This window comes from Streptomyces sp. HPF1205 (assembly GCF_020400825.1).
Classification (GTDB): domain Bacteria; phylum Actinomycetota; class Actinomycetes; order Streptomycetales; family Streptomycetaceae; genus Actinacidiphila.
Genome location: NZ_JAINVH010000015.1, coordinates 24,242 through 49,879, shown reverse-complemented (window position 1 = coordinate 49,879; position 25,638 = coordinate 24,242). Strand labels below are relative to the sequence as shown.

At 74.0% G+C, this 25,638-nt stretch carries 29 protein-coding genes; 13 read left to right on the top strand and 16 right to left on the bottom strand.

The genetic code is table 11. From position 1 onward, the window contains the following. Positions 1-97: 97 nt before the first annotated feature. The gene (locus K7G61_RS18720) at positions 98-1,012 is read right to left on the bottom strand and encodes a GntR family transcriptional regulator (RefSeq protein WP_225848024.1); all 915 of its coding nucleotides are present in this window, start codon (positions 1,010-1,012) and stop codon (positions 98-100) included. A 236-nt stretch (positions 1,013-1,248) separates the two neighbouring features. On the opposite strand from K7G61_RS18720, the gene K7G61_RS18715 reads away from it, so the two are divergent. Further along, complete coding sequence (locus tag K7G61_RS18715) at positions 1,249-1,416, top strand: hypothetical protein (RefSeq protein WP_225848023.1); 168 nt, start codon at positions 1,249-1,251, stop codon at positions 1,414-1,416. Between the two features lie 9 nt (positions 1,417-1,425). Here K7G61_RS18715 and K7G61_RS18710 read toward each other — a convergent pair whose 3' ends face one another. Continuing rightward, positions 1,426-2,685, bottom strand: a complete 1,260-nt coding sequence (locus K7G61_RS18710; protein WP_225848022.1) for a GNAT family N-acetyltransferase — start codon at positions 2,683-2,685, stop codon at positions 1,426-1,428. Positions 2,686-2,857: 172 nt separating this feature from the next. Next, positions 2,858-3,556, bottom strand: a complete 699-nt coding sequence (locus tag K7G61_RS18705; protein WP_225848021.1) for an ABC transporter substrate-binding protein — start codon at positions 3,554-3,556, stop codon at positions 2,858-2,860. A gap of 173 nt (positions 3,557-3,729) precedes the next feature. On the opposite strand from K7G61_RS18705, the gene dtd reads away from it, so the two are divergent. Next, positions 3,730-4,155, top strand: coding sequence for a D-aminoacyl-tRNA deacylase (gene dtd, locus K7G61_RS18700; protein WP_225848020.1), 426 nt, complete (start codon positions 3,730-3,732; stop codon positions 4,153-4,155). A gap of 138 nt (positions 4,156-4,293) precedes the next feature. On the opposite strand, the gene K7G61_RS18695 is transcribed toward dtd, so the two are convergent. Genes K7G61_RS18695 through K7G61_RS18685 form a run of 3 tightly spaced genes read right to left on the bottom strand, consistent with a single transcriptional unit; the run spans position 4,294 to position 6,393 of the window. Then, positions 4,294-5,310, bottom strand: a complete 1,017-nt coding sequence (locus tag K7G61_RS18695) for a folate-binding protein YgfZ (RefSeq protein WP_225848019.1) — start codon at positions 5,308-5,310, stop codon at positions 4,294-4,296. 20 nt (positions 5,311-5,330) lie between these two features. Further along, positions 5,331-5,810 carry a Fur family transcriptional regulator gene (locus tag K7G61_RS18690; RefSeq protein WP_225848018.1) on the bottom strand — a complete coding sequence of 160 codons (480 nt, stop codon included), beginning with the start codon at positions 5,808-5,810 and terminating at the stop codon, positions 5,331-5,333. 19 nt (positions 5,811-5,829) lie between these two features. Further along, positions 5,830-6,393, bottom strand: a complete 564-nt coding sequence (locus tag K7G61_RS18685) for an FABP family protein (protein ID WP_225848017.1) — start codon at positions 6,391-6,393, stop codon at positions 5,830-5,832. A 343-nt stretch (positions 6,394-6,736) separates the two neighbouring features. Here K7G61_RS18685 and K7G61_RS18680 point away from each other — a divergent pair, with 343 nt between their 5' ends. Further along, the gene (locus tag K7G61_RS18680) at positions 6,737-7,099 is read left to right on the top strand and encodes a DsrE family protein (RefSeq protein WP_225848016.1); all 363 of its coding nucleotides are present in this window, start codon (positions 6,737-6,739) and stop codon (positions 7,097-7,099) included. 42 nt (positions 7,100-7,141) lie between these two features. Here the strand turns inward: K7G61_RS18680 and K7G61_RS18675 are convergent, their stop codons facing one another. From K7G61_RS18675 to K7G61_RS18645, 8 genes are all read right to left on the bottom strand, one after another. After that, positions 7,142-7,420, bottom strand: a complete 279-nt coding sequence (locus K7G61_RS18675) for a DUF3099 domain-containing protein (RefSeq protein WP_225848015.1) — start codon at positions 7,418-7,420, stop codon at positions 7,142-7,144. A gap of 135 nt (positions 7,421-7,555) precedes the next feature. Continuing rightward, complete coding sequence (locus K7G61_RS18670; RefSeq protein ID WP_225848014.1) at positions 7,556-7,846, bottom strand: DUF1416 domain-containing protein; 291 nt, start codon at positions 7,844-7,846, stop codon at positions 7,556-7,558. 43 nt (positions 7,847-7,889) lie between these two features. Further along, positions 7,890-8,726 carry a sulfurtransferase gene (locus K7G61_RS18665; protein WP_225848013.1) on the bottom strand — a complete coding sequence of 279 codons (837 nt, stop codon included), beginning with the start codon at positions 8,724-8,726 and terminating at the stop codon, positions 7,890-7,892. A gap of 152 nt (positions 8,727-8,878) precedes the next feature. Continuing rightward, on the bottom strand, positions 8,879-8,959 hold the full coding sequence (locus tag K7G61_RS37325) for a putative leader peptide (protein ID WP_374204171.1): 81 nt from the start codon (positions 8,957-8,959) through the stop codon (positions 8,879-8,881). A 205-nt stretch (positions 8,960-9,164) separates the two neighbouring features. After that, positions 9,165-9,866: a DUF2993 domain-containing protein gene (locus tag K7G61_RS18660; protein ID WP_225848012.1), complete on the bottom strand. Its 702-nt coding sequence runs from the start codon at positions 9,864-9,866 to the stop codon at positions 9,165-9,167. Between the two features lie 191 nt (positions 9,867-10,057). Next, positions 10,058-11,482, bottom strand: coding sequence for a hypothetical protein (locus K7G61_RS37000; RefSeq protein WP_225848011.1), 1,425 nt, complete (start codon positions 11,480-11,482; stop codon positions 10,058-10,060). After that, positions 11,479-11,760: a MoaD/ThiS family protein gene (locus K7G61_RS18650; RefSeq protein WP_225848010.1), complete on the bottom strand. Its 282-nt coding sequence runs from the start codon at positions 11,758-11,760 to the stop codon at positions 11,479-11,481. Before K7G61_RS18650 ends, K7G61_RS37000 begins: the two co-directional genes overlap by 4 nt. 11 nt (positions 11,761-11,771) lie before the next feature. Then, positions 11,772-12,683, bottom strand: a complete 912-nt coding sequence (locus K7G61_RS18645) for an alpha/beta hydrolase (protein ID WP_225848009.1) — start codon at positions 12,681-12,683, stop codon at positions 11,772-11,774. 201 nt (positions 12,684-12,884) lie between these two features. Between K7G61_RS18645 and K7G61_RS18640 the strand changes: the two genes are divergently transcribed. From K7G61_RS18640 to K7G61_RS18620, 5 genes are all read left to right on the top strand, one after another. Further along, complete coding sequence (locus tag K7G61_RS18640) at positions 12,885-13,700, top strand: response regulator transcription factor (protein WP_225848008.1); 816 nt, start codon at positions 12,885-12,887, stop codon at positions 13,698-13,700. A 43-nt stretch (positions 13,701-13,743) separates the two neighbouring features. Further along, positions 13,744-14,772, top strand: a complete 1,029-nt coding sequence (locus K7G61_RS18635; protein ID WP_225848007.1) for a LacI family DNA-binding transcriptional regulator — start codon at positions 13,744-13,746, stop codon at positions 14,770-14,772. A gap of 113 nt (positions 14,773-14,885) precedes the next feature. Continuing rightward, positions 14,886-15,923, top strand: coding sequence for a S1C family serine protease (locus K7G61_RS18630; protein ID WP_225848006.1), 1,038 nt, complete (start codon positions 14,886-14,888; stop codon positions 15,921-15,923). Between the two features lie 224 nt (positions 15,924-16,147). Further along, positions 16,148-16,897 (top strand): response regulator transcription factor, encoded by a 750-nt coding sequence (locus K7G61_RS18625; protein WP_225848005.1) that lies wholly within the window; start codon positions 16,148-16,150, stop codon positions 16,895-16,897. Positions 16,898-16,913: 16 nt separating this feature from the next. Further along, positions 16,914-18,344: a cell wall metabolism sensor histidine kinase WalK gene (locus K7G61_RS18620; RefSeq protein WP_225848004.1), complete on the top strand. Its 1,431-nt coding sequence runs from the start codon at positions 16,914-16,916 to the stop codon at positions 18,342-18,344. Here the strand turns inward: K7G61_RS18620 and K7G61_RS18615 are convergent. Together K7G61_RS18615 and K7G61_RS18610 are read right to left on the bottom strand one after the other, a co-directional pair. Continuing rightward, complete coding sequence (locus K7G61_RS18615) at positions 18,291-18,512, bottom strand: hypothetical protein (protein WP_374204162.1); 222 nt, start codon at positions 18,510-18,512, stop codon at positions 18,291-18,293. The two genes, K7G61_RS18620 and K7G61_RS18615, sit on opposite strands and share 54 nt — an antisense overlap. Further along, the gene (locus K7G61_RS18610) at positions 18,509-18,763 is read right to left on the bottom strand and encodes a type II toxin-antitoxin system Phd/YefM family antitoxin (protein ID WP_225848003.1); all 255 of its coding nucleotides are present in this window, start codon (positions 18,761-18,763) and stop codon (positions 18,509-18,511) included. Before K7G61_RS18610 ends, K7G61_RS18615 begins: the two co-directional genes overlap by 4 nt. A gap of 134 nt (positions 18,764-18,897) precedes the next feature. On the opposite strand from K7G61_RS18610, the gene K7G61_RS18605 reads away from it, so the two are divergent. The 5 genes from K7G61_RS18605 (at position 18,898) to K7G61_RS18585 (ending at position 25,468) form a co-directional block, all read left to right on the top strand. Further along, positions 18,898-20,163 carry an MFS transporter gene (locus K7G61_RS18605; protein WP_225848002.1) on the top strand — a complete coding sequence of 422 codons (1,266 nt, stop codon included), beginning with the start codon at positions 18,898-18,900 and terminating at the stop codon, positions 20,161-20,163. A 67-nt stretch (positions 20,164-20,230) separates the two neighbouring features. Further along, the gene (mshD, locus tag K7G61_RS18600) at positions 20,231-21,157 is read left to right on the top strand and encodes a mycothiol synthase (RefSeq protein ID WP_225848001.1); all 927 of its coding nucleotides are present in this window, start codon (positions 20,231-20,233) and stop codon (positions 21,155-21,157) included. Positions 21,158-21,566: 409 nt separating this feature from the next. Beyond that, complete coding sequence (locus K7G61_RS18595) at positions 21,567-23,789, top strand: RNA degradosome polyphosphate kinase (RefSeq protein WP_374204161.1); 2,223 nt, start codon at positions 21,567-21,569, stop codon at positions 23,787-23,789. Between the two features lie 46 nt (positions 23,790-23,835). Beyond that, positions 23,836-24,993 carry a CHAD domain-containing protein gene (locus K7G61_RS18590; RefSeq protein WP_374204160.1) on the top strand — a complete coding sequence of 386 codons (1,158 nt, stop codon included), beginning with the start codon at positions 23,836-23,838 and terminating at the stop codon, positions 24,991-24,993. Positions 24,994-25,027: 34 nt separating this feature from the next. Continuing rightward, the gene (locus K7G61_RS18585) at positions 25,028-25,468 is read left to right on the top strand and encodes an NUDIX hydrolase (RefSeq protein WP_225847999.1); all 441 of its coding nucleotides are present in this window, start codon (positions 25,028-25,030) and stop codon (positions 25,466-25,468) included. Positions 25,469-25,638: the final 170 nt, after the last annotated feature.

The window sequence follows — 25,638 nt, the reverse complement described above, 5'->3', positions numbered from 1 at the left end:
CTCCCGCCGAAGCTCCTGCGACGGCTCCTGGCGGGGCTCCCGCAGAAGCTCCTGCGGCTGCTCCTTGTGGGACGGCCGCCGCCGGGGCGGCCCGGGGTCAGCCAAGGTCGGTCAGCGGTTCGGCGATGGTGGTCCACAGCGACTCGAACCAGGCGTAGGCCTCCGCCACGTACCGGGAGTCGAACGTCTCGGGCCGCATGGGGTCGGCCCGGTACGGGAAGAGGGTGGCGTCGATGCCGAGCACGTCGTAGATCTCCGCGAACTCGCCGTCCGTCAGCCGGACCGGGCGTTCGACGACCCGGTACAGGCCGTAGAGCGCGGTCGTCTGGTTGATCAGGTACAGCTTGTGCAGCGGGGTGACCGGCACGGTCCTGATCCCGATCGACAGCTCGATGTCGCGGCCGGTGTCCCGCAGGCCGTTGAAGGCGCTGCGCAAGGTGATGGTCTGGCCGTGCACGAGCTGGTACAGCCGGCGCAGCGGGCGCTCGTCGGCGGGGTCGGCGACCAGGCGGGGGATCGCCAGGCGGGCCGACGGGCTGGGCAGCAGCAGGCGGACGTGCAGGGACTTGGGGTGCACCTCGCCGCGCAGCACCCGCTGGATCTGGGTGGTCAGCGCGGAGTTGAGCGTCTCGGCGGTGAGGGAGAAGGCGTCGATGGTGACGTGCGCGCGCTCGAAAGCCGCCGCCAGGTGCGTGGCCAGGGAGGCGAAGGCGCGCTCGGGCTCCTCCGTCGCCACGGGAGCGGCCGCGCCGCCCCGCTCCCGCCAGGGCAGGACCTCCGCGGGGCGTCCCCTGCGGTTGTCGATGAAGCCCTGCTCGCGCAGCTTGGTCAGGGCGCGCTGAACGGTGGGGCGGGAGACCTGGAACCGCTCCTCCAACTCCGCCTGGGACGGGATGCGCTGACCGATCGCCAGGTGCCCGTCGAGGATCTCGCCGCGCAGAATGTCGGCGATGCGCAGATACGGGGCCGCTCCGGCGGGCAGGCGGTCACTGGTACGGGTGTCCTCGTCCACGAGGCAACGTTACAACTGCCCGACCAGGAAGACCCCTTGATGGAACCAAGTTTACCGATCTCTGCCAACCGGGCACACCAGGACATGAGAGGAATCATTCAACTACTGGTCGATCACCGGGAGTTGAATGAGGCAACCTCTCCACGGGGGATGCCGGACTTCCCGTCCGAGGACGTACGGGGACGCACAGCACCCACCCGCCTTCAGCCACACCCAGCGCAACGAAGGAGGGAACTGTGCTCGCTCTCACGATGTGTGCCTACATCGCCGATCAAGTCGTCCAGTGGCGGTACGGATGGGCCGGCGTCCTTGCCGTCGGCCTGGTCACCGTCGGCCACAGGATCCGCAGCACCGCCTTCACCGCCGTCGGGCTCACCGCACTGGCCCTGCTGCTGGCGCAGTGAGGCGGGCCGTCAGAAGAAGTCGGGGCACCACGGGCGGCGCGGCGTGCGGAACAGCGCGTCGGCTGTCCTGGCCGCGCCCGCCCGGTGCTCGGTGAGCCGGCCGAGCGCCGCCAGCCTGACCGGCGACTCGTCGCCGAGGTAGAGACGGCCGAGTTCGGGCAGCGGCACGGTCAGGTCGGGCGAGGCGCCCGCCGGGGCCGGGCCGCACACGGCCGCGCCCGAGACGTCCGTCTCCAGCAGGAAGCGCCCGCCGGACATGCCGTCCGGGTCCGCCACGTCGAGGACCAGCGCGACCGGGCCCGTCCCCGAGTAGGTGCGGGCGGACAGCGCCGCGGGCACGTCCAGCACCCGCAGCCACATGAAGTCCGCGTACGTCACCGGGCGTGCGGCCCGCGGGTCGCCGAGGAGCAGCGGCACCACGTCGTCCGGCGCCCGCAGGTTCGTGCGCACCTGTGTCACCCAGTCGAGCGATATCAGGTACTGCCACAGCGCGGCCTCGGCGGCAGGGGTGGCCGCGACGAGCTGGCGCACCTTCACCTCGGTCCTCGACAGCTTGTTGGGCCACTCGTGGTCGTCCACGTCGTACGCGACGAGGCCGTCGGCGCGGCCGGCGGCGTCGCGGTAGACCGCGAAGAAGGGCTCCTTCCACGGACGGGAGGGCGGCACGCGCTCGCCGGTGGCCAGCTCCCACCAGAACGGCGGCCGGTCGATCGCGCCGTTCGTCACCGCGCGGACCCGGTCGAACAGCGCGGGCCCGGTCTTCCGCACCTCGGCGACGGTCACCTGGTCCACCCGGCCGCCGTCGGCCGGGCCCCCGTACCGCTTGTCCTGCGCGGCGCGCATGACGTCGATCTCCCACTCGCCGACCCAGGTCGCCGGGCCGAAGCCGTACCGCCCGTAGATCGGGTGCTCGGCGGCGATCAGGATCGACACCGCTTCGCCGCGCTCCTTGGCCTCCGCGAGGTCGGCGGCCATCATGCGCGACAGCAGGCCGCGGCGGCGGTGGGTGCCCAGCACGCACACGTTCGTGACGGCGGAGGCGGCCACCACCGCGCCACCGGGCACGGTCAGCTCCCGCTGCATGCTGCGGAAGGTCCCCACACAGCGGCCCCCGTCGAAGGCACCGCGGGTGCGGGCCAGGTCGAACGAGGGGCGGCGCACCGCGACCTCCTCCTCGGTCACCGAGGGCGAGATGAGGAACCCCGCGTGCAGGGCCCTCAGCCAGTCGGCGACGTCGGACTCGTCCAGGGTGCGGATCTCCACGGTCATACCCGCACGCTAAGGGCGGCGGATCGCCGGGCGCACTCGAATAAACCGCAGGTCCCGGGCCACCGGCCCCGCGCGTACCGCCCGCGATCCCCCGCTCACGCCGCGCTCACGCCCGCCCGCGCCGCCCACGCGCCCGCTCGTCCGCTCGCCCGTGCACGGTCCCGCTCGCAGCTCATTCACCCGCCAGAAGGTCGTCCACCCGCGCCTCGCCGCTGCGGTAGCGGCGGGCGATCTCCGCGGAGGTGGCGTCGACGGTCTGCTGCAGCGCCTGGCGGCGGCGCGAGATGTGGTGCTCGTGGCCGCGCAGGCGGGCCATCGCGGCGGTGAGCTCCGCGTCCGTACGGGCGGCGGGGTCGGACAGGCCGACCTCGGCGAGCATGTCCTCGGCCAGGCGGCGGACCGGCTCGGTCAGCGGGGTGCCCAAGGTGACGTGCCGGGCGGAGGTGCGGACCGGGGACGGCTCGTCGGTGAGGATCTCCGGAAGCCGGTCGACCAGCGGCGAGGAGGGCGACTCCGGCGCGGCCGGTGCCGCCGCGGGCCCCCCGGCGGCACCGGCCCGGTGCGCCCGGCGGCCGAGCTCGGCCTGGAGGATGTCGATCCGCCCGTGCAGCAGGCGCCGCAGGTACGACAGGTCGGCCTCCTGCCGCTGGGCGTCGCGGCGCAGGGCGCGCAGGGCGGCGAGGTCCAGCGCGCCCGGGTCGGGCGGGCCCGGCTCCCCCTCGAGCGGCCCCGCGAGCGCGTCGCACGGGCCGGACGGGACCTGCGGCCCCGGCGCTTCGGCCTCCGGCATACGTGGCCCCTTCGTGACGGACACCGCCGCTGCGGCGGGTACGGCGGTGCCGGGAGTGTGTCCAGTGGCGGGTGTGGTCATGCGGTGTCGTATCCCCTCCTGGCGGCGCGTACGCCGCGCCCGGTTTCCGATGCTGCCACTAGCCGGTCACGCAGCGCAGCGCCCTGCACCCGAACGGCCGCCGCGACAGGTGTACGAACCGGCCGGTCCGGCCCGCCCGGAAGGCTCCCGCGCCGCCCCGGCACAATGAGGCCATGCGAGCGGTGGCCCAGCGGGTGAGCGAGGCGAAGGTCGTGGTCGGCGGCGAGACCGTCGGCGAGATCGGGGGTCCCGGACTGTGCGTCCTGGTCGGGGTGACGCACGACGACACCAAGGAGAAGGCCGCCGCGCTGGCCCGCAAACTGTGGACGCTGCGCATCCTGCCCGGCGAGCAGTCCTGCTCCGACACCGGCGGACCGCTCCTGGTGATCAGCCAGTTCACGCTTTACGGTGACGCCCGCAAGGGCCGCCGCCCCACGTGGAACGCCGCCGCGCCCGGTCACGTCGCCGAACCGCTCGTCGACGAGGTCGTCGCCCGGCTCCGGGAGCTGGGCGCGACCGTCGCGACGGGCGTGTTCGGCGCCGAGATGAGGGTGTCCCTGACCAACGAGGGACCGTTCACCGTGGTCATCGACATATAGGCCGGCGCGGGCGCTCGGGCGCACCCGCGCAAGGGCGGCGCACCCTGGTCGGCGCACCCGCGCATGCCTGCGTGCACGCGCAGGTCGGCGCACCCGCGCATGCGAGGCGCGCGCGCCCGCGCGTGGCGGTGACCGCCGCTACGGCGCCACCACCGTCTCCTGCGCCGCCGCCGTGTCCTGCGCCAGCAGCGTGGCGTTCTCCGGGGTGTTCCGCTTGACCAGGGCGAGGGCGATCGGGCCGAGCTCCCAGTGGCGGGCGGAGGAGGTGACGAAGCCCACCGGGCGGCCGTCGGCGCCGTCCTCGGCGACCCGGACCGGCGCGCCGTGCCCGGGCAGCCGCACCTCGCTGCCGTCCAGGTGCAGGAAGACCAGCCGGCGCGGCGGGCGTCCCAGGTTGTGCACCCGGGCGACCGTCTCCTGGCCGCGGTAGCAGCCCTTGCTCAGGTGCACCGCGGTGTCCAGCCAGCCCACCTCGTGCGGAATGGTGCGGTGATCGGTCTCCAGGCCCAGCCTCGGCCGGTGCGCCTCGATCCGCAGCGCCTCGTACGCCAGGACACCGATCGCCGGCCCGGCCTCGAAAAGGAAGGCGGCGGAGCCATTCCTTGGAAGGGTGGTGGCGGGAGACGGGCGGGCAAAGGCCGCGAGGCGCTCGCGGGGGACGAAGACGTCCCGGCCGTACGGCGTCTCGCGCACGGTCAGGTCCCCGACGGCGGTGATGGAGCCGGCCGGCAGGTGCACCACCGCGTACCGCTCGGTCGCGTCCTCGACCTCGACCCGGTAGAAGAACTTCATGCTCTCCAGGTACGCCGTCAGGGCGCCCTGCGTGCCCGGCTCGACGTGCATCCAGGTGGTCGTGCCGTCGTCCACCAGGTAGAGGGCGTGCTCGACGTGGCCGTGGGCCGACAGGATGAGCGCTTCCGTGGCCTGGTGCGGCGGGAGCTGTTCGACGTGCTGGGTCAGCAGCAGGTGCAGCCAGGACAGCCGGTCCTCGCCCGTGACGGTGACGACGCCGCGGTGCGACAGGTCCACGAAGCCCGTGCCGTCCGCGAGCGCGCGCTGTTCGCGGAACAGGTCGCCGTAGTGGGCGGCGACACCCTCGTCGGGGCCTTCAGCGGGGACGGCGCCGGGCAGCGACAGCAAAGGGCTCTTCGTCATGCCGTCAAGCGTACGACTGGTCACCCGCCCGGTTCCGCCGGCCGTCCGGCGTCCCCGCCGGGCGCCCCGCCCCGGTTCCCCGCCGTGCGCGCGCAGTCCCGGCAGCGCCCGAAGATCGCGAAGTGCTTCATGTCGGTCTCGAAGCCGAACCGCTCCCGCAGCCCGTCCCGCAGCGGCGCCGCGAGCTCCACCCCGGCCTCGGTGACCGAGCCGCAGTCCCGGCACACCAGGTGCATGTGGTCGTGCCGGTCGGCCAGGTGGTACGTGGGCGCCCCGTGCCCGAGGTGGGCGTGGCTGACCAGGCCCAGCTCCTCCAGCAGTTCCAGCGTGCGGTAGACGGTGGAGATGTTCACCCCGGAGGCCGTCTTGCGGACCTCGCACAGAATGCCGTCGGGCGTGGCGTGTTCGAGGGTGTCGACGGCCTCCAGGACAAGCTGCCGCTGCGGTGTCAGCCGGTAGCCGCGCCGCCGCAGATCGCTCTTCCAGTCCGTGCTCGCCACACGGCCAGTGTAGGAACCCTCACTTGAAGAAGGCGATCCCGTCGTCCGGGAGGTCCTTGAGGTCCGCCACCCATTCCCGCGGGTCCGGCACCTTCTTCAGGTGCGCGGACATGTACGGGCGCAGGGGCACGGACGGCGTGGTCTTCTCGCCGACCCACATCAGATCGCCGTTCACGTAGCCGTACAGCCGCTTGCCGCCGCTGTACTCGGCCGCGCCCGCCAGCCGGGCCACCGCGTCCGTGACCAGGTCGATCTGCGGCTTGCCCTGGGCCAGCTCGCCGGTCCAGATCTCCACGACGCCGTCGTCGCGCGTGGTGGTCAGGTCCACCCGGCGCTCGTCGTCGACCCGCCAGAAGCCGGTCTCGTTCTCCAGCGGCCGGACCTTGTTGCCCTCCTGGTCGAGCACCCAGGTGTGCGAGGTGTACTCCAGGAAGGGCCGGCCGTCGTGCGTGAAGACGACCTCCTGCCCGAAGTTGCACTTCTCGGCGCCGGGGAAGTCGTGCACGCCCGCGCCCGTCCAGCGGCCGAGCAGGAACGCCAGCGGGACGAGCCTCGGGTGCAGGTCGGAGGGGATCTCGATCATGTCAGCGCTGGCCCTGGTAGAGCTTCTTCACCACGTACAGCGTGAAGGCGGCGACGCCGAGGCACACCAGCACCAGCAAGGCGTCGAAGTAGTACTCAATGCGCACGGCGGGGTGCTCCTCGGACAGGCGGTACGTTCACGGCCGCCCCCGAGTCTAATCGGGACGCGGGTCATCCCAGCAGGCGGGCCTGCAGCCGTACGGTCTGCCGGAACGGCACCTCGGCCGCCCGGCCCCCGCCGCCGGACCCGGCCGTACGCCCGGCGGGCAGGGGCCGTACGCCCGGCGGGCAGGGTCGCGAACCGGTGAACCTTCCCGGTCACAGCGCTGGCCTAGGCTGGGCGCATGGCGAAGAGGCTCGTTATCAAGGTGACGGCCGGTGCGGACGCGCCGGAGCGGTGCTCGCAGGCGTTCACGGTGGCGGCGGTCGCGGTGGCCAGCGGGGTCGAGGTGTCGCTGTGGCTCACCGGGGAGTCGGCGTGGTTCGCGCTGCCGGGGCGGGCGGCGGGGTTCGAGCTGCCGCACTCCGCGCCGCTGCCGGATCTGCTGGAGTCGGTGCTCGCGGGCGGCACGGTGACGCTGTGCACGCAGTGCGCGGCCCGCCGTGACATCGGGGAGGCCGACGTCATCGAGGGAGTGCGGATCGCCGGGGCGCAGGTCTTCGTCAGCGAGGCGATGACGGACGGGACGCAGGCACTCGTCTACTGATCGCGCGCGGGGCCCGTGCCGCCTGCCCGCGGCCCGCGGACACTACTCGTGGCGGTCCTTGTGGTCACCGCGGTCCCGGCCGTCGAGTTCGGCCCACCATTCGTCGGACTGCGGATCACCGGACGGGTCGTCCCACCACCGGTCCTCCGGGCCGCGCCTGTTGGCGACGATCGCCGCGACCGGGGGGATGACCATGGCCACCACGCACATGCCGATGGCCGCCGGCACGGACCAGATGCGTACGACCGCCCACGCCAGGACGAACAGACCCACGCAGGTGCCCATCATGGCGTAGTACATGTGACGACGCCGTGCCAACACACTTCAACCGTACGCCGGACGGGTGCGGGCGGCACCCGCACGGCAAGGCCCGGGCACCTCCGGTGTCCGGAAGTGCCCGGGCCCTCGTCCGGCGCGCCGTGCGCCGCGGTGAGCCGCCGTGAGCCGCCTGGTGGCTCAGACGGCGATGGCGACGTCCGCCGCCGCGCCCTGCTGGGCGACGACCGTGCGGTCCACCGTGGCGCCCGGGACCAGGGCGCGCACCGTCCAGGTGCCGGGGGCCGCGAAGAAGCGGAACTGCCCGGTCGCGGAGGTCGGCACCTCCGCGGTGAACTCGCCGCCGCCGTCCAGCAGCCGCACGTAGCCGCTGACCGGCTCGCCGTCGCGGGTCACCGAACCCTGGATGATCGTCTCGTTCGCCACGTCAACTCCTGCCAGATCCGGGCCGCCGGCCTTCGCTCCACACATGGTTGTTCCGTCCTTCTCGCGTCTCGGGGCCGTCTCGGGCCGCTCAGTTGGCGCCGAGCTCGATCGGCACGCCGACCAGGGACCCGTACTCGGTCCACGAGCCGTCGTAGTTCTTCACGTTGGGCTGGCCCAGCAGCTCGTGCAGGACGAACCAGCTGTGCGCGGAGCGCTCGCCGATCCGGCAGTACGCGATGGTGTCCTTGGACAGGTCCACGCCCGCGCTCTCGTACAGCTCCTTCAGTTCGTCGTCCGACTTGAAGGTGCCGTCGTCGTTGGCCGACTTCGACCAGGGGATGTTGCGGGCGGTCGGCACGTGGCCGGGGCGCTGCGACTGCTCCTGCGGCAGGTGCGCGGGGGCCAGCAGCTTGCCGGAGAACTCGTCGGGCGAGCGCACGTCGACCAGGTTCAGCGAGCCGATCGCGGCGACGACGTCGTCGCGGAAGGCGCGGATCGCGGTGTTCTGCGCCTTGGCCTTGTACTCGGTGGCGGGGCGCTCGGGTACCGCGGCGACCAGGTCGCGGGAGTCCAGCTCCCACTTCTTGCGGCCGCCGTCGAGCAGGCGGACGTCCTCGTGGCCGTAGAGCTTGAAGTACCAGTAGGCGTACGAGGCGAACCAGTTGTTGTTGCCGCCGTACAGCACGACCGTGTCGTCGTTGGCGATGCCCTTGGCCGACAGCAGGGCCTCGAAGCCGGCCTGGTCGACGAAGTCGCGGCGGACCGGGTCCTGCAGGTCCTGCTTCCAGTCGATGCGGACGGCGTTCTTGATGTGGTTCTTGTCGTAGGCCGAGGTGTCCTCGTCGACCTCGACGATGACCACCTTGGGGTCGTCGATGTGGGCCTCGACCCAGTCGGCGTCGACCAGGACGTCACTGCGGCTCATGCTGTTCTCCTCCGGGGCAGTGCGGATTGCGGATGCGCGTGGATCTGCTGGGGCGCGCGGCTGCGCGCGCCGGGGCGGGCGTCAGGTGAGGGGCGCGGGCGGCACCCGGATCGGGCCGGGCCGGCCGGAAGCGGCGCGGGAGGCGCGGCGCCCTAGGACATGCGACAGAGCATGGCGGCAACGCGGCACAGGTCGACTGCCCGCCGCTTCGTGAGGTCCGCCTGTCGCTTCATGCGCTCGATCGTAGGGACACCGAAGGGCGGGTGTCACCGCCGTGTCGCATGTCGAGACAAGATTGTCCGTATGGCGGAATGCGGCGGAACGCTCACGCCGTGGCAGGCGCCGGGTGGGCACTCGCGGGCGGGGCGGAATCGGACACGGCGGCCGAACCGGGCCGCCGCGTGCCGCCCTTCGTACCCGTGTGCGGACACCGCCGTCTCAGTCGGCGAGCACGACGTCCTTGCCCGCGGCCGCCACGGATATGCCGTCGGGGGCCGTGCCGACCCCGGTCAGGCCCAGTCCCGAGGGCAGATGGGCGATCGGCACCTGGACGTCGATCCGCTGCCGCACCTGGTTCTCCAGGCCCAGCGCCGTGAACGCGGTGGGGATGTTCTCGGCGTGCAGGGCGACCGAGTCGCCGCCGCGCACGCTGACCTCGCTCACCACGCTCAGGTCGCCGCCCAGGATCGGCCCGGACAGTTTGACCAGCGCGGCGCCGTTCTTCGCCGGGCCGCCGTAGGAGACCTTCAGGCCGGGGACGCCGATCGCGTCGCGCAGGTCGGCGTAGGTGAGGAAGACCTGGCCGTCGGCCTTGTCGGCGACCGCCCGCTTGAAGCCGTCGGACAGCTTCACCCCGCGCAGGTCAGCGCGCAGGCTCTGGAACCGCACCTGCTGCCCGGTCCCGCCGTCCGCCGCCAGACCCGTCGCCTCGACCTTCACGTCGTCCAGCTTGCCCGTGAGCACCTGGGTCAGAAACGGGAAACCCTCGATCGACACGTGCGGCTTGCTGCTCAGCCCCTCGGTGATCTTCGCCTGTTCCGCGGCCTTGTCCTGGGCGACGGACACCAGGATCCGGTCGGCGGCGACGAACAGCCCGCCGAGGACCACCAGTACGATCAGGACAATCCGGGCCACTCGCATGCGTGCGCACTCCCCCGTTCGATCAACGTTCCCCAACGCCTGACGGGCGGTACGGGCTCCGCGGTTCCCGCCGCTGCCGATCCGTTACGCGGCGGCCACCCGGGCGGCCGCCGGCGGCGCGGCTCACGTCACGAACCGCGTCACGAACCGCGTCGCGGCCCGCGTCGCGAACCGCGCCGCCCCGCCGCACGTCAGCCGAGCGCCCGGCCGAGGACGTACACGACCGGCGCCGCGGCGGTCAGCGGCAGCGCCACCCCCGCCGTGAAGTGCACGAAGCGGGACGGCCAGTCGTAGCTCGCCACCCGCAGCCCGACCAGGGCGCACGCCCCGGCAGCGGCGGCCAGCAGGACGGCATGCCCGGTGCCGAAACCGGTGGCGGGGCCGGTCGCCAGGCCCGTGGCCACGGCCGCGAGCAGCGACAGCACGAGCGAGACGGGTTCGCCGCCCGGCAGGCGCACCGCGCGGACCAGGGTCGCGGCCGCCACGGCGATCGCGCCCACCTCCACCGGGTGCGGGCCCGCGTGCGAGGACGCCGTCGCCAGGTAGGTCGCGGCGACCACGGTGAGCAGGGTGGACGCCGAGGTCGCGGTGAGCGACGAGAGGCGTTCGTCGGCGCTGCCGTGGTGGCGCAACTGCAGCACCAGGACCAGCAGCAGCCACACCCCGAGGGTGCCGGCCAGCGCCGGCGGCCCGTGACGGCCGTCGACCGCGAGCAGCGCCACGTCCGCGGTGACCCCGGACAGGAACGCCAGCGCGATGCCCTGCCGGGCGGGCCACATCCCGTTCAGCCGGAACCACCCGGCGGCGGTGACCGCCTGCAGCAGCACCAGCGCCACGGCGAGCGCGGGCTTGCCCAGCACGGCGGCGCCGGCGGTCAGCAGGCCGAGCCCGGCCGTCAGCGCGGCGGGTTCGATACCCGGCGGGATGATCGGCGAGCCGGTGCGCCGGGCGGCCGCCGGCGACGCGGCTTCGCCGTGCCCCGCGTGGGCGGGCGCCGCAAGCTCCTCGACCACCGGGAGCACGGCGGTGTGCTCGCCGCCCCCGGCGGGCGCGGGCCCGTCGTAGGAGTACGGCTGCGGTTGCGCGTACGGCTGCGGCTGCGGCTGCGGCTGCGGCTCGGCATACGACTGCGGATACGGCTGCGGAGAGGGCCCGGGGTGCTGGGGATACGGCTGGGGGTGCTGGGGATACGGCTGCGGCTGCGGCTGCGGCGCGAACCCCCCGCCGTACTGGCCCTGCTCCCCCGAGTGCTCCCACGCGCCGGGTGCGGGCGCCTGCCAGGGCTGGGCGGCGGGGGGAGCGGCGGCCCAGCCCTCCTGCGCCGTGCCGTACGCCCCGTGGCCGCCGGGCGCCTCGGGCGCGGGCGCGGCCCAGGCGTCGCCGCCGGCCGGGGCGCCGAAGGCCGCGCCCGGCTCGGACTCCAGCGGGACCTGGCCGCTCAGCGGCTCGGGCACGTAGGTCTCGGGCACGTAGGGGCTGTCGTACGCCGGGTCGTACGGGGCGCCGTGGCTCCCGTGGCCGCCGGGCCCGTGTCCGGGCCCATGTCCGGGCCCATGTCCGTGTCCGGGCCCGGGCCCGGGCCCGTGTCCGTAGTCGTCGTCCTGCCGGTCGCTCACGCGCTGCCTCCCGCGAACGGGGGGAGCACCTCGACGGTGCCGCCGTCGGGCAGCGGCACGCTCGCGTGCTCCCGGGTGCCCACGGGGGTGCCGTCGACCAGGAACGAGCACCGTCCCAGCACGCGCGCGAACTCCGCGTCGTGGCGGGCGCGGGCCTCGGCCAGGGCGTCGGCGAGGGTCGCCCCGCGGTACGGCTCCTCCGCCGTCCCCGCGGCGGCCTTCGCGGCGGCCCAGTAGCGGATCGTCCCCGCCGCCGCGGCCCTCTCGGCTGCTGCCATGAGCGTTTCCCTCACGTCTCGTCGTGTCGACGTCCATCATGCCCGGTCCCCGCGGGCGGCTCCGTGCGGACCGGGTCCGCCGTGACGGGCGAGGGTGCCTGCGACGTGCTGCGGCGCAGCCACTCCCCGATCCGGGAGAGGAGGGCGGCGTCCGCCGCGTTCTCGGCGTGGCCGAAGCCCCGTTCTATCCACAGGTCGCTGGTGGCGGGGTCGGCCGCGTCGAACAGGGACAGGGGGTGGTCGAGCGGGAAGTAGCCGTCGCGGTCGCCGTGGACGACGAGGAGCGGGGTCGGCGCGATGTGCGGCACCGACTCGACGGGGGAGAGCGGTACGGGGTCCCACTCGCGGGAGTGGACGCGGGTGCGCAGGCCGACGCGGGAGACGAGCCGTCCCGCGGGCCGGGTGACCACCCAGTGCAGGCGCCGCATGGGGGCGGTCCCCCGGTAGTACCAGCGGGCCGGCGAGCTGACCGCGACCACCGCGTCCGTACGGGCCCGCGGTGCGACCGGCCCGGTGCGGCCGGCGTGCCGCAGCACCACCGAGCCGCCCATGGAGAAGCCGAGCGTGGCCACCCGGGTGTAGCCGAGGGAGCGGGCCCACACGACGGCGGCGTCGAGGTCGAGCACCTCGCGGTCGCCGACGGTGGAGCGCCCGCCGGAGCGGCCGTGCCCGCGGAACGAGAACGTGACGACCGCGCCGAACCCGGACATCCGCCGCGCGACCGCGCGGATCGCGGGCCGGTCCAGCGCCCCGGTGAAACCGTGCGCGACCACGATCGCGAGATGGCCGGAATCGTCCTGCGCGGGGCGGTGTTCGGCCTCGATCGGCACGCCGTCCGACGTCAACAGAACCGCCCGCCGGCCACCCGAAGTGATCAGGGGAGCACGGAAACGCTCGTCGCCGGTCTCGGCAGGGCTGTCCATGTGGGCTATTCTTCCGTGCAGAGGACCTGGGCAATGTCGCCCCCGGGTCCTTTCGTGCTTTCGGGCACCCGGCACGTCGTCCCCGCCGGGGGCGAGGAAGGGGTTCACTTTGCGCCGACCCGACCAGCAGCCCGACCCACGCCGAACGCGCGGCACCGCCGGCGCCGCGCGGCACGTCAGGACGACCGACGGGAGCGCCCGGTGAGTTCTCTCCTGCTTCTGACCAACGCCCTCCAGCCCTCCACCGAGGTGCTGCCCGCGCTCGGGCTGCTGCTGCACAGCGTGCGGGTGGCCCCGGCCGAGGGCCCGGCCCTGGTCGACACCCCCGGGGCCGACGTCATACTGATCGACGGCCGGCGCGACCTGCCGCAGGTGCGCAGCCTGTGCCAGCTGCTGCGCTCCACCGGGCCCGGCTGCCCGCTGCTGCTGGTCGTCACCGAGGGCGGGCTCGCCGCGGTGACCGCGGACTGGGGCATCGACGACGTGCTGCTGGACACCGCGGGACCGGCGGAGGTCGAGGCGCGGCTGCGGCTGGCCATGGGCCGCCAGCAGATCACCACGGACGACAGCCCGATGGAGATCCGCAACGGCGACCTGTCGGTGGACGAGGCGACGTACAGCGCGAAGCTCAAGGGCCGGGTGCTCGACCTGACCTTCAAGGAGTTCGAGCTGCTGAAGTACCTCGCGCAGCACCCGGGGCGGGTGTTCACCCGGGCCCAGCTGCTGCAGGAGGTGTGGGGCTACGACTACTTCGGCGGCACCAGGACCGTGGACGTGCACGTACGGCGGCTGCGGGCCAAGCTCGGCGTGGAGCACGAGTCGCTGATCGGCACCGTGCGCAATGTCGGCTACCGCTTCGTGGCACCGGACAAGGCCGAGCGCGCCGCCGAGGACGCGGCCCGCGGCGAGGGCGCGCGGGGCGGGGAGCAGGCCGCGGGGCCGGCGGGCGCGGCGCGGGCGGGCGCGGCGGACGGCGGCCGGGAGCGGGCCCGTACCTCCGCCGAGCAGACCGTGTGACAAGCCGTATGGCCGCAGGGTGGACCCGCGTAGACTGCGCGACGTGCCCAAGGTGACGCGCGACGACGTGGCCAGGCTGGCGGGGACCTCGACCGCGGTCGTCAGCTACGTCATCAACAACGGACCCCGGCCGGTAGCCCCGGCCACCCGCGAGCGGGTGCTCGCGGCCATCAAGCAGCTCGGCTATCGCCCGGACCGGGTGGCCCAGGCGATGGCGAGCCGCCGTACCGACCTGATCGGCCTGATCGTGCCGGACGCGCGGCAGCCGTTCTTCGCGGAGATGGCGCACGCCGTCGAACAGGCGGCGTCCGAGCGCGGCAAGATGGTGCTGGTCGGCAACTCCGACTACCTCGACGAGCGCGAGGTGCACTACCTGCGGGCGTTCCTCGGGATGCGGGTCTCCGGCCTGATCCTGATCAGCCAGGGCCCGAGCGAGAACGCCGCGACCGAGATCGACGCCTGGGACGCCCGGGTGGTGCTGCTGCACGAGCGGCCCGAGGCCATCGACGACATCGCCGTGGTGACCGACGACATCGGCGGCGCGCAGCTCGCCACCCGGCACCTGCTGGAGCACGGGTACGAGTACGTGGCCTGCCTCGGCGGCACCGAGATCACCCCGGTCACCGGCGACCCGGTCACCGACCACGTCGCCGGCTGGAGACGCGCCATGCAGGAGGCGGGGCGGCCCACCGAGGGCCGCCTCTTCCAGTCCCCGTACAACCGCTACGACGCCTACGAGGTCGCACTGCGGCTGCTGTCGGGACCCGACCGGCCCCCGGCGATCTTCTGCGCCACCGACGACCAGGCGATAGGGGTGCTGCGCGCCGCCCGTGAGCTGCGCCTCGACGTGCCCGGCGACCTCGCGGTGGCCGGCTTCGACGACGTCAAGGAAGCCGCGCTCGCCGACCCCCCGCTCACCACCGTCGCCTCCGACCGCCAGGCCATGGCCCGTGCGGCGGTGGACGCCGTCCTCGACGACTCCCTGCGGGTGCCCGGCGGCAGGCGCGAGCGGGTGCGGCAGTTCCCGTCCCGCCTCGTCGTCCGCAACTCCTGCGGCTGCGGGCCGCACTGACCGGGGCGGCACGGGCCCGTCCGGTGGATCCTCATCTCGGGCGTACACCCTTCTGCCGGGCTTCTCAGCGTGCGCTCAGGAACCTCTCATGAAAGCGCCGCACAGTCGGAGACATGAACGAGAGCAGCCACACCGGCGATGAACACCAGGGTCGGCCGGACCCTCAGCTTCCGCTCTACTTCGGACCCACGGCGCCCACGGCGCCCACGGGCCCCGCGACTCCTGAGGCGTACGCGTACGCCCCCGCCCCCGAGGCCGCGGGCCGGCGCAGAAGGCGGGTACGCGGACCGTACGCCCTGCTGGCCGCCGTGGCGGTGGCCGCGGGCGCGATCGGGGGCGGCGCGGGCGCCCTCATCGGGAACGCGGCCGGCGGCTCGGACACGACGGCCACCGTGTCGGCCGCCGCCGCGAGGAACGCCAGCGCGCTCGACGGCAGCGTAGCGGGCGTGGCCAAGGCGGTCGGCCCGAGCGTCGTGGAGATCAACGCGACCTCGAACTCCGGGAAGTCCACCGGGGCCGGCGTGATCATCACGGCGGACGGCCAGATCGTCACCAACAACCACGTGATCGCCGGCGCCGACGACGTCTCCGTGACGTACTGCAACGGCAGGACCGCGAGCGCCTCGGTGGTCGGCACCGACCCGAAGAAGGACCTCGCGCTGATCAAGGTGCGGGGCGCGAGCGGACTTCCGGCGGCGACGCTGGGCGACTCCAGCGGCCTCGCGGTCGGCGACCAGGTGGTGGCCATCGGCTCCCCCGAGGGCCTGAGCAACACCGTCACCAGCGGCATCGTCTCCGCGCTCGACCGCGACGTGACGGTGCCCACCGACGAGAGCCAGGGCAATCCGTTCGGCGGCGGCGACGGGCGCTGGCCGTTCTCCTTCGGCGGCAACCAGTACAAAGGTGACACGGGCTCGTCCACCACCACGTACAAGGCCATCCAGACCGACGCCTCGCTCAACCCGGGCAACTCCGGCGGCGCGCTGATCGACATGAGCGGCCGGATCGTCGGAATCAACTCGGCGATGTACGCCGGCTCCTCCTCGGCCGGCTCCTCGTCGGCGGGCAGCGTGGGCCTGGGCTTCGCCATCCCGGTCAACACCGTCAAGGCCGACCTGGCGACCCTGCGGGCCGGCGGCACCCAGAGCTGAGGCGGCCGGCGCCGAGCCGCCGGGCCGGGCCCCGCACCGGCGGCACCGGCCCACCCGCGGCACCCCGCCGCACCGCACCGCGGCGCTGTGCGACGCTGAGGGGTGCCGGGACGCCCCGGTCCTGCCCGGTCCGGCGACGGCACCAGCGGTTCGGCATCCATACGTACGGTCGTCAAGTGGCCTTCGAGCGGCCTTCGAGCCTTCAGCAGCGAGGTAACCCACACATGAGCCCTGGTTCCGGCTCCGGCGAGAACGGCGAGGCGCCCGCCCGCATCCTGATCGTGGACGACGAGCCCGCGGTGCGGGAGGCGCTGCGCCGCAGCCTGGCCTTCGAGGGGTACGAGACGGAACTCGCCGGGGACGGCCTGGCCGCCCTCGACCAGGTCGCCGCCCACCGCCCGGACGCCATCGTGCTCGACGTCCTGATGCCGCGCATGGACGGCCTGACCACCGCCCGCCGGCTGCGGGCCGGCGGGGTCACCACCCCGATCCTCATGCTCACCGCCCGCGACACCGTCGGCGACCGGGTCACCGGCCTCGACGCGGGCGCCGACGACTACCTCGTCAAGCCCTTCGAACTGGACGAGCTGCTGGCCCGGCTGCGCGCCCTGCTGCGCCGCTCCTCCTACACCGCCGCCGCCGGCCACCCCGACGACACCGCACTGACCTTCGGCGACCTGCGCATGGACCCGGCCACGCGCGAGGTCACCAGGGCCGGGCGGCCGGTGGAGCTGACCCGTACCGAGTACACCCTGCTGGAGCTGTTCCTGACCCACCCCCGCCAGGTCCTCACCCGCGAGCAGATCCTCAAGGCGGTGTGGGGCTTCGACTTCGAGCCGTCCTCGAACTCGCTCGACGTGTACGTGATGTACCTGCGCCGCAAGACCGAGGCGGGCGGCCTGCCGCGGATCGTCCACACCGTGCGGGGCGTCGGCTACGTGCTGCGCGCCGCGGACAACGGCCCCGGCCGCTGACGGACGGGACCGATCCATGAGCAAGCTCCCGCTGCGTTCCCGGCTCACCCTGCTGACGGCGGTCGCCGTCGCGGTCGCGGTGGCCGCCGCGGCGCTGGCGTGCTGGCTGATCACCAGGGACCGGTTCAACTCGCAGCTCGACAAGTCGCTGAGCGAGGGGCAGGCGGACGCCTCCCGGCAGCTCCAGCAGGTGGAGAAGACCCTCGGCGTCCTCCCCTGCCGGACGCGGCCGCCGCGGCCCGACCAGGGGCAGTACAACATCAACCCGTCGAACGTCACCGCGCAGCTCGTCCTCGCCGACGGCACCACCTGCTGGATCTCCGGGTCCGGCACGTTCACCGTCACGGCCGAGGACAAGGCCGTCGCCGCCGTGCCGCCCAGCGATCCGCCGGTCTCGGTGACCCACACGGTCAAGGACGACGGCCACCGCCTGCGGGTGCGCACCACCAACGGGCTGCTCGTCAACGGCGGCCAGCCGGCCGCCCTGTCCGTCGCCCGCCCGACCAGCGACGTCACCGACCCCCTCACCACCCTGGCCTGGGTGCTGCTCGCCGTGTCCGGTGTCGGTGTGCTGGGCGCGGCCAGCGCCGGCATGTGGATCGCGCGGACGGGGCTGCGCCCGGTGGACACCCTGACCCAGACCGTGGAGCACATCGCCAGGACCGAGGACCTGAACGTGCGGATCCCGGTGAGCGGGGAGGACGAGATCGCCCGGCTCGGCGCGTCGTTCAACGCGATGACCGCCGCGCTCGCCTCGTCGCGGGACCGGCAGCAGCAGCTCATCGCGGACGCGGGGCACGAGCTGCGCACGCCGCTGACGTCCCTGCGTACCAACATCGAACTGCTGGAGCGCAGCGAGGCGACCGGCCGGGCGATCCCGCCGGAGGACCGCAAGGCCCTACTGGCCTCGGTGAAGGCGCAGATGTCGGAGCTGGCCGCGCTCATCGGCGACCTGCAGGAGCTGTCCCGGCCGGACGCCGGGCCCGCCGTCACGGTCGTCGCGCTGCACGAGGTGACGGCCACGGCCCTGGAGCGGGCCCGGCTGCGCGGCCCGGACCTGAAGATCATCTCCGATGTCGCGCCCTGGTACGTCCGCGGCGACGCGGCGGCCCTGGAGCGCGCGATCGTCAACCTGCTGGACAACGCGGTGAAGTTCAGCCCGGCGGGTGGTGAGATCGAGGTCCGCCTGCACGGCGGCCGGCTCACCGTGCGCGATCACGGCCCCGGCATCCCCGCCGACGAACTCCCGCACGTCTTCGAGCGCTTCTGGCGCTCCCCCTCGGCCCGCAGCCTGCCCGGCAGCGGCCTCGGCCTGTCGATCGTGGCCCGCACCGTCGAGCAGTCCGGCGGCGAGGTCTCCCTCACCCCGGCCCCGGGCGGCGGCACCCTCGCCTCACTCCTCCTCCCAGGAGCCCCGACGGCCCCACCGGGGAGCGGCGGCGGGTGAGCGGGGTGGATCACACCGGGAATCAAACGCCTCGTCGAAGACCTGCTGGGCACGGTCCTGCTGCTCGCGGGACAGCGGCCCTTTGCGCCGTTCGTACTCGGCCAGATACCCGTCGAGAATCCGGCCGCGCAGCTCCCGCTCGACCGCGGAGGCGATGAGCTCGGTCACGCCCCGAACCCCTCAAGGCAGCCCTCGCGCCCGGCGGACCGGTCCACGGCGGTGCCACCGCGGAACACCGGCGCCTCGTCGTCCTCGCCCATCGGGCCGGTCGGACACAGGGCGACGTCCCTCTTGTCGCCGACGGGAGTGAGGACGGCGACCGGCCGCCCGTTCCTGGTCACCGTGACGCGTTCGCCGCGCTCGGCGGCCGCGAGGATCCTCGACGCGTTCCGGATGAACTCGGGTGCGGTCGTTTCCATGGACGACAGAGTAATGACGGGGCAGGGGCCGCAGCCGTCCGTCCGTGATCGTCTCGCCATACGGAAATGTCTGTCTCACATGACGGCCTCAGCGGATACTTGGCCGCACCACCCACCCAGGAGGTGCCGAGGCGTTGCGTCGATGGATCATGCTCGCGCTGGGGACGGCGGCGCAGACGGCGGCCTGCGCGTTCGTGTACGGGGTGCCGTACCTCGCCGACGAGCTGCGGGGGCGCGAGGGGCTTTCGCTGACGCAGGTCGGGGTGCTGGTGGCCTGCCCCACGGCGGGGCTGGTGCTGGCGCTGTACGCCTGGGGCGCCGCCGCCGACCGGTTCGGGGAGCGGCTGGTGATCGCCTGCGGGCTCGCGGCGGCGTTCGGCGCGCTGGCAGCCGCCGCGTGGGGCGTACACGGGGCGGTGCCGCTGGGCGCGCTGCTCGTGGTCGCCGGCGCGGCCGGAGCCTCGGTGTACTCGGCCAGCGGACGGATGGTCATGGGCTGGTTCGGGCGGCGCGAGCGCGGGCTGGCGATGGGCATCCGGCAGACCTCCACCCCGCTGGGCATGGGCCTGGCCGCGCTGGCGATGCCGCCGCTGGCCGGCGCCCACGGGCTGCCGGGCGCGATCGGGTTCCTGGCCGTGACCTGCGGGGTCGTCGCCGCACTCGTCGCGGCCTTCGCCGCCGACCCGGCCCGGCCGCGGACGGCGGCGGCCGGGCCCGCGCCCAATCCGTACCGCGGTTCGCGCGTCCTGCCGCGGATCCACGGTTCGGCGGCGCTGCTGGTGGTGCCGCAGTTCACCGCCGGGGCGTTCGCGCTGGTGCTGCTGGTGGACGTGCGGGGCTGGTCGGCGGTCGGCGCGGGCCGGCTGATCGCGCTCGCCCAGGGGCTGGGCGCGCTGTCCCGCGTGCTGGTCGGCCGCTGGTCGGACCGGACCGGCAGCCGGCTGCGGCCCATGCGGCAGCTCGCCGCCGTGACCGCCGCGGTGGTCGCCGCCACCGCGCTGAGCACCGCCTTCCCCTCGCCGCTCACCCCGGCGCTGCTCGTCGCGGCGATCGCGATCACCGCGAGCACCAACGGGCTGTCCTTCACCTCCACCGCCGAGATCGCCGGCAGCGCCTGGTCGGGCCGCGCCCTGGGCGTGCACAACACCGGCCAGAACCTCACCGCCGCCCTGGTGCCGCCGGCCATGGCGGCCGTGATCTCGGCCACCGCCTACTGGCCCGGCTTCGCGCTGGCCGCGGCCACGGCGGGCCTGTCCGCACTGATCGTGCCGGTCGCCGCGCGGCGGGAACGGGAGGGGGCCGAGGCACCGGAAGCTCCTGATGCCGGACCGGGGCAGGGCCCGGGGCAGGGACCGGGGCAGGGACCGGCACCGGAGCTCGGGGCGGCCGGGCGGCCTTAGCGGGACGGGGCGGGCGTATCGCCGTTCCTCATCGATCACCGGGGCGGGCCGCCGTACGATCTGCACCATGACCGACCGGCGAATCGAGGACGTGAGCGAACTGCCCGGGCACGACGCCGACAAGGTGCTCGGGCTGATCGGCGCGGCGGCCGCGCAGGACGGCCAGGCCGCGGTGTCGGAGCAGGGCAGGCTCCATGTACGGGGCGGGGCGCGCGAGGGCGTGCGGCATCTGCTGGTGTGGGCGCCCGACGGGGACGGGGAGGCCGAGGTCCTGGTGGGCTACGGCCAGCTCGACGGGACGGATCCGGTGGAGGCGCCGGCCGCGGAGTTCGTGGTGCATCCGGCGCACCGCGGGCGCGGGCACGGCGCCGCGCTGGGCCGGGCGCTGCTGACCGCCACCGGCAAGCGGCTGCGGGTGTGGGCCCACGGCGGCCACCCGCCGGCCCGCCACCTGGCCGTCCAGCTCGGCCTGAAGCTCTTCCGCGAGCTGCGGCAGATGCGCCGCCCGCTGGACCCGGACTGCGCCGACCTGCCCGAGCCGTCCTGGCCGGTGGGCGTCACCGTACGGCCCTTCGTACCCGGCCAGGACGACGCCGCCTGGCTCGCGGTGAACGCCGCCGCCTTCGCCCACCACCCCGAGCAGGGCAGCCTCACCCAGCGCGACCTGGACGACCGCAAGGCCGAGCCCTGGTTCGACCCGGCCGGGTTCTTCCTGGCCTTCCGCGGCCCGGCGCTGGCCGGGTTCCACTGGACGAAGGTGCACCAGGAGGAGCGGCTCGGCGAGGTGTACGTCGTCGGGGTCGCCCCCAGCGAGCAGGGCGGCGGCCTCGGCCGGGCCCTGACCGTGCTGGGCCTGCGCCACCTGGCCCGCGACCGCGGCCTGCCGACGGCGATGCTCTACGTGGACGCCGACAACACCCCGGCCGTGACGGTCTACGAGCGCCTGGGGTTCACTGTGCACGAGACGGACCTGATGTACCGCACGGAGAACTGAGGCACGCAAGGACATACGGCGGCCGCGGAGGGTACGGGGAACGGCGGGCGCGGGCGGGCGCCGCGAGGGCACGGGAACGGCGTTGGCAGGACGCGGACGAGGCCGAAAACGAGCCCGGAACGAGCCGCGAGCGAGCCCGGAAGGAACCCGGAACGGACCCCTCCGCCGCCCCCGCCCCACCCTTTCCGGAAGCACCCCGCTTGCCTGACGGCAACGCGCTCGTTACCGGCGATTCAATCTCCCTTGCGAGCATCGGCGGATGCAGCCCGCCGCCCCTGCCCCCGCACCCCCGCCCGACCTGCCGGAATCCTCGGGAACACGGGACAATGGAGCGACGGCTGATGGCCGCCTCGGCAAGGCCGCCGGCCGCACGCCGCACGTGCCGGAACCGGAGGAGGGCTCGAACCCCATGGCCCAGACCAACAATCCCAGTGTCCCCGCCCAGTCGTTGCCCGGCGAGCCGGGGGAGCCCGACGGCGTTTTCCGGCCGCGCCTGGTCGCCCCGCCCGCCGAACCCGACCTGCCCGACCTGAGCAAGGCGGGCGAGGAGTTCGGCGAGGAACTGCCCGAGGGCCGGTTCCTGGACCGCGAGCGCAGCTGGCTGGCGTTCAACGAGCGGGTGCTGGAGCTCGCCGAGGACCCCACCACCCCGCTGCTGGAGCGGGCCAAGTTCCTGGCCATATTCGCCGGCAACCTCGACGAGTTCTTCATGGTCCGGGTGGCGGGCCTCAAGCGCCGCATGGCCACGGGTGTGGCCACCCGCTCGGCCTCCGGCCTGCAGCCCAAGGAAGTCCTCGACCTGATACTCACCAGGTCGCGCGAGCTGATGGCCAGGCACGCCGCCTGCTTCCAGAACGACGTGGCGCCGCAGCTCGCCGAGGAGGGCATCCACGTCATCCGCTGGGGTGATCTGACCCGCCAGGAGCAGGAGCGGCTGGCGATCCTGTTCCGGCAGCAGATCTTCCCGGTGCTGACGCCGCTGGCGGTGGACCCGGCGCACCCCTTCCCGTACATCTCGGGGCTGTCGCTGAACCTGGCGGTCGTGGTGCGCAACCCCGTCTCCGGGCACGAGCACTTCGCGCGGGTGAAGGTGCCGCCGATCCTGTCCCGCTTCCTGGAGGCCGGCCCGCAGCGGTACGTGCCGCTGGAGGACGTGATCGCCGCGCACCTGGACTACCTCTTCCCCGGCATGGAGGTCATCGACCACCACATGTTCCGGGTCACCCGCAACGAGGACCTGGAGGTCGAGGAGGACGACGCGGAGAACCTGCTCCAGGCGCTGGAGAAGGAGCTCATGCGGCGCCGCTTCGGCCCGCCGGTGCGGCTGGAGGTCGAGGAGTCCATCGCGCCGCGCGTGCTGAACCTGCTGATGCGCGAGCTGAAGATGCAGAACCGCGAGGTCTACCCGCTGCCCGGTCCGCTGGACCTGACCGGGCTGTTCGCCATCGCGGGCCTGGACCGGCCGGAGCTGAAGTACGCCAAGTTCATCGCCGGCACCCACCGCGACCTGGCCGAGGTGGAGTCCGCCTCGCCGCCGGACATCTTCGCGGCGCTGCGCGAGCGGGACGTGCTGCTGCACCACCCGTACGACTCGTTCTCCACCTCGGTGCAGGCGTTCCTGGAGCAGGCGGCCGCCGACCCGGACGTGCTGGCCATCAAGCAGACCCTGTACCGCACCTCCGGCGACTCGCCGATCGTGGACGCGCTCATCGACGCGGCCGAGGCCGGCAAGCAGGTGCTGGTGCTGGTCGAGATCAAGGCGCGCTTCGACGAGCAGGCCAACATCAAGTGGGCCCGCAAGCTGGAGGAGGCGGGCTGCCACGTGGTGTACGGGCTGGTCGGCCTGAAGACGCACTCCAAGCTGTCGCTGGTGGTGCGGCAGGAGGGCGAGGTCCTCAACCGCTACAGCCACGTCGGCACCGGCAACTACCACCCGAAGACGGCCAGGGTGTACGAGGACCTCGGCCTGCTGACCGCCGACCCGCAGGTGGGCGCCGACCTGTCGCACCTGTTCAACCGGCTGTCCGGCTATTCGCGGCGGGACGCCTACAAGCGGCTGCTGGTCGCCCCGCGCAGCCTGCGCGAGGGCCTGATCCGCCGGATCATGGCGGAGATCGCGCACCACAAGGCGGGCCGGCCGGCGTACGTGCGGATGAAGGTCAACTCGATCGTCGACGAGGCGGTGATCGACGCGCTGTACCGGGCCTCGCAGGCCGGGGTGCCGGTGGACATCTGGGTGCGCGGCATCTGCGCGGTGCGGCCCGGCGTGGCCGGGCTGTCGGACAACATCCGGGTGCGCAGCATCCTGGGCCGGTTCCTGGAGCACTCCCGGGTGTTCGTGTTCGGCGGCGGCGGCGAGTCCGAAGTGTGGCTGGGCAGCGCCGACATGATGCACCGCAACCTCGACCGGCGGATCGAGGCGCTGGTACGGGTGGTCAACCCGGTCCACCGCGCCACGCTCAACGACCTGCTGCAGACGGGGATGGCGGACACCACGTCGTCCTGGCACCTGTCGGCCGACGGCAACTGGACCCGGCACAGCGCCGACGCCGAGGGCCGGCCGCTGACCAACATCCAGGAGATGCTCATCGACGCCCGGAGGCGCCGGCGTGGCCCAGCAGCAGCCACCTGAACCGGCCGTGCCGCCCGGACGGGCGTCCGCGGCACCGGGTGCGGGAGTGACGACGACCAGCGAGCCGCCGCGCGACCGCACGGCGGCCAGGCGAACGGGGAGCACGGCAGTGGCCAGCGGCAAGACGACGCCGGGCGGGGAACCGCCCGCGCGCACCACGGGCGGGCCGCCCGACACGGCCGTTCTCGCACCCCCCGCGGGCACGCTCACCGCGGGGCGGGCGCTGACCGGGTACCTGCGGGAACAGGCGACCGCCTTCCTGCGGGGCCTGGGCCTGCGCTCGGAACGCGAGGGGCAGGCGGACGCGCTGCTGCGCGGCAGCGCGCGGCGGATCGCCGCGGTGCTGCACACGTACGCGCCGCTGACCGAGCCGGGCTGGGCGGAGGCGCTGCGCGGCGAACTGGGCTGGCTCACCTCGACGCTGGGCCGCGAGCCGCAGCACACCGGCCGGCTGGCCCGGCTGCTGGAGGCGCTCAGGCGGCTGTCGACGGCCGGCGTGCCCGAGTCCGTGCTCGCCGAGGTCGAGGGCGGCGGCACCGGGTCGGGACCGCTCGCGCTGGGCGCCGCGCGGGCCGCGGCGCTGCTGGAGCGGCAGTTGACGCTGGCCCGCACCCGGGCGCACTCCGCGGCCCTGCAGGCGGTGGGCTCCTCCCGCTTCCACGGCCTGGCCGATTCCATGGCGGTGCTGGCCTCGGAGGTGCCGCTGACCGGGCGCGCCGCCGACCCCGCCCCCGCCGTACTGCCGCCGCTGGCCGCGCAGGCGTACCAGCGGCTGTGCGACGCCGCCGACGCGCTGCCGCTGGGGCGGGCGGCGCTGCCGTACAACGCGGAGGCGGTGCAGGCGTCGCTGGGCGCGGAACTGACCGCCGACCTGCAGGACGCGCCCTGGCACCAGGTACGGATCCTGCTGCGGCTGGCCCGGTACGCCGCCGAGGTGCCCGGCGTGGAGCCGTACGGCGACGACCGGCTGGTGGAGGCCGCGCAGGTGCTGGGGCGGCACCGGGAGGCCGCGGAGTCCGCCGCCGCCGTGGCCGCCGCCGCCCGCACCCCGCGGATCGCGCCCGCCACCGCGTACGCCCTGGGCGTGCTGCACGCCGACCAGCGGCACGAGGTGGAGGCCGCCAGGTTCGCCTTCTCCCGGCTGTGGCAGGGCCTGCCCCCCGCGCCGGAGGGCGACCGTCCGCTGCCCGGCCCGCGCGGGTAACAGCCGCCACCGGCCTCCCGGGACAGGAGGAGACATGACCAGGACCGACATCGCGGGCCTCCCGCCCGGCCCCGCTCCCGTCCGGGCCGCGGGCGTGCTGATGTGGCGCCCCGCGGCAGGGGGAGGCGGCATCGAGGTCGCCCTGGTGCACCGGCCGCGCTACGACGACTGGAGCTGGCCCAAGGGCAAGCTCAAGCGCGGCGAGGACTTCCCGGCGGCCGCGGCGCGCGAGGCACGCGAGGAGACCGGGACGGAGTGCGAGCTGGGCGAGCCGCTGCCCACCTGCCGCTACCTGGTCGACGGGCGCCCCAAGGAGGTCCGCTACTGGGAGGCGAGGGCCGGCGGCGGGCGGTTCGAGCCCAGCCGCGAGGTCGACCGGATGGAGTGGCTGCCGCCGGCCGCCGCCCGGCACCGCCTGACCCACGACCGGGACCGTCCGCTGCTCGACGCGTTGCTCCGGGCCTTGAGACCGTAACGTTATGCGGTCGTGACCGCAGCTTTTCCGTGAACCACACGTGTCACTCGTACGACGCTCTGTGTCACGGCGGACAAGTGCGCCATCACCCCGACGGACGAGGTTCACCTCGCGTTCACCGTCCCCCGAGGGTCGCTTCACCTGATCTGCCTAATTTCGGCCGTACCGGT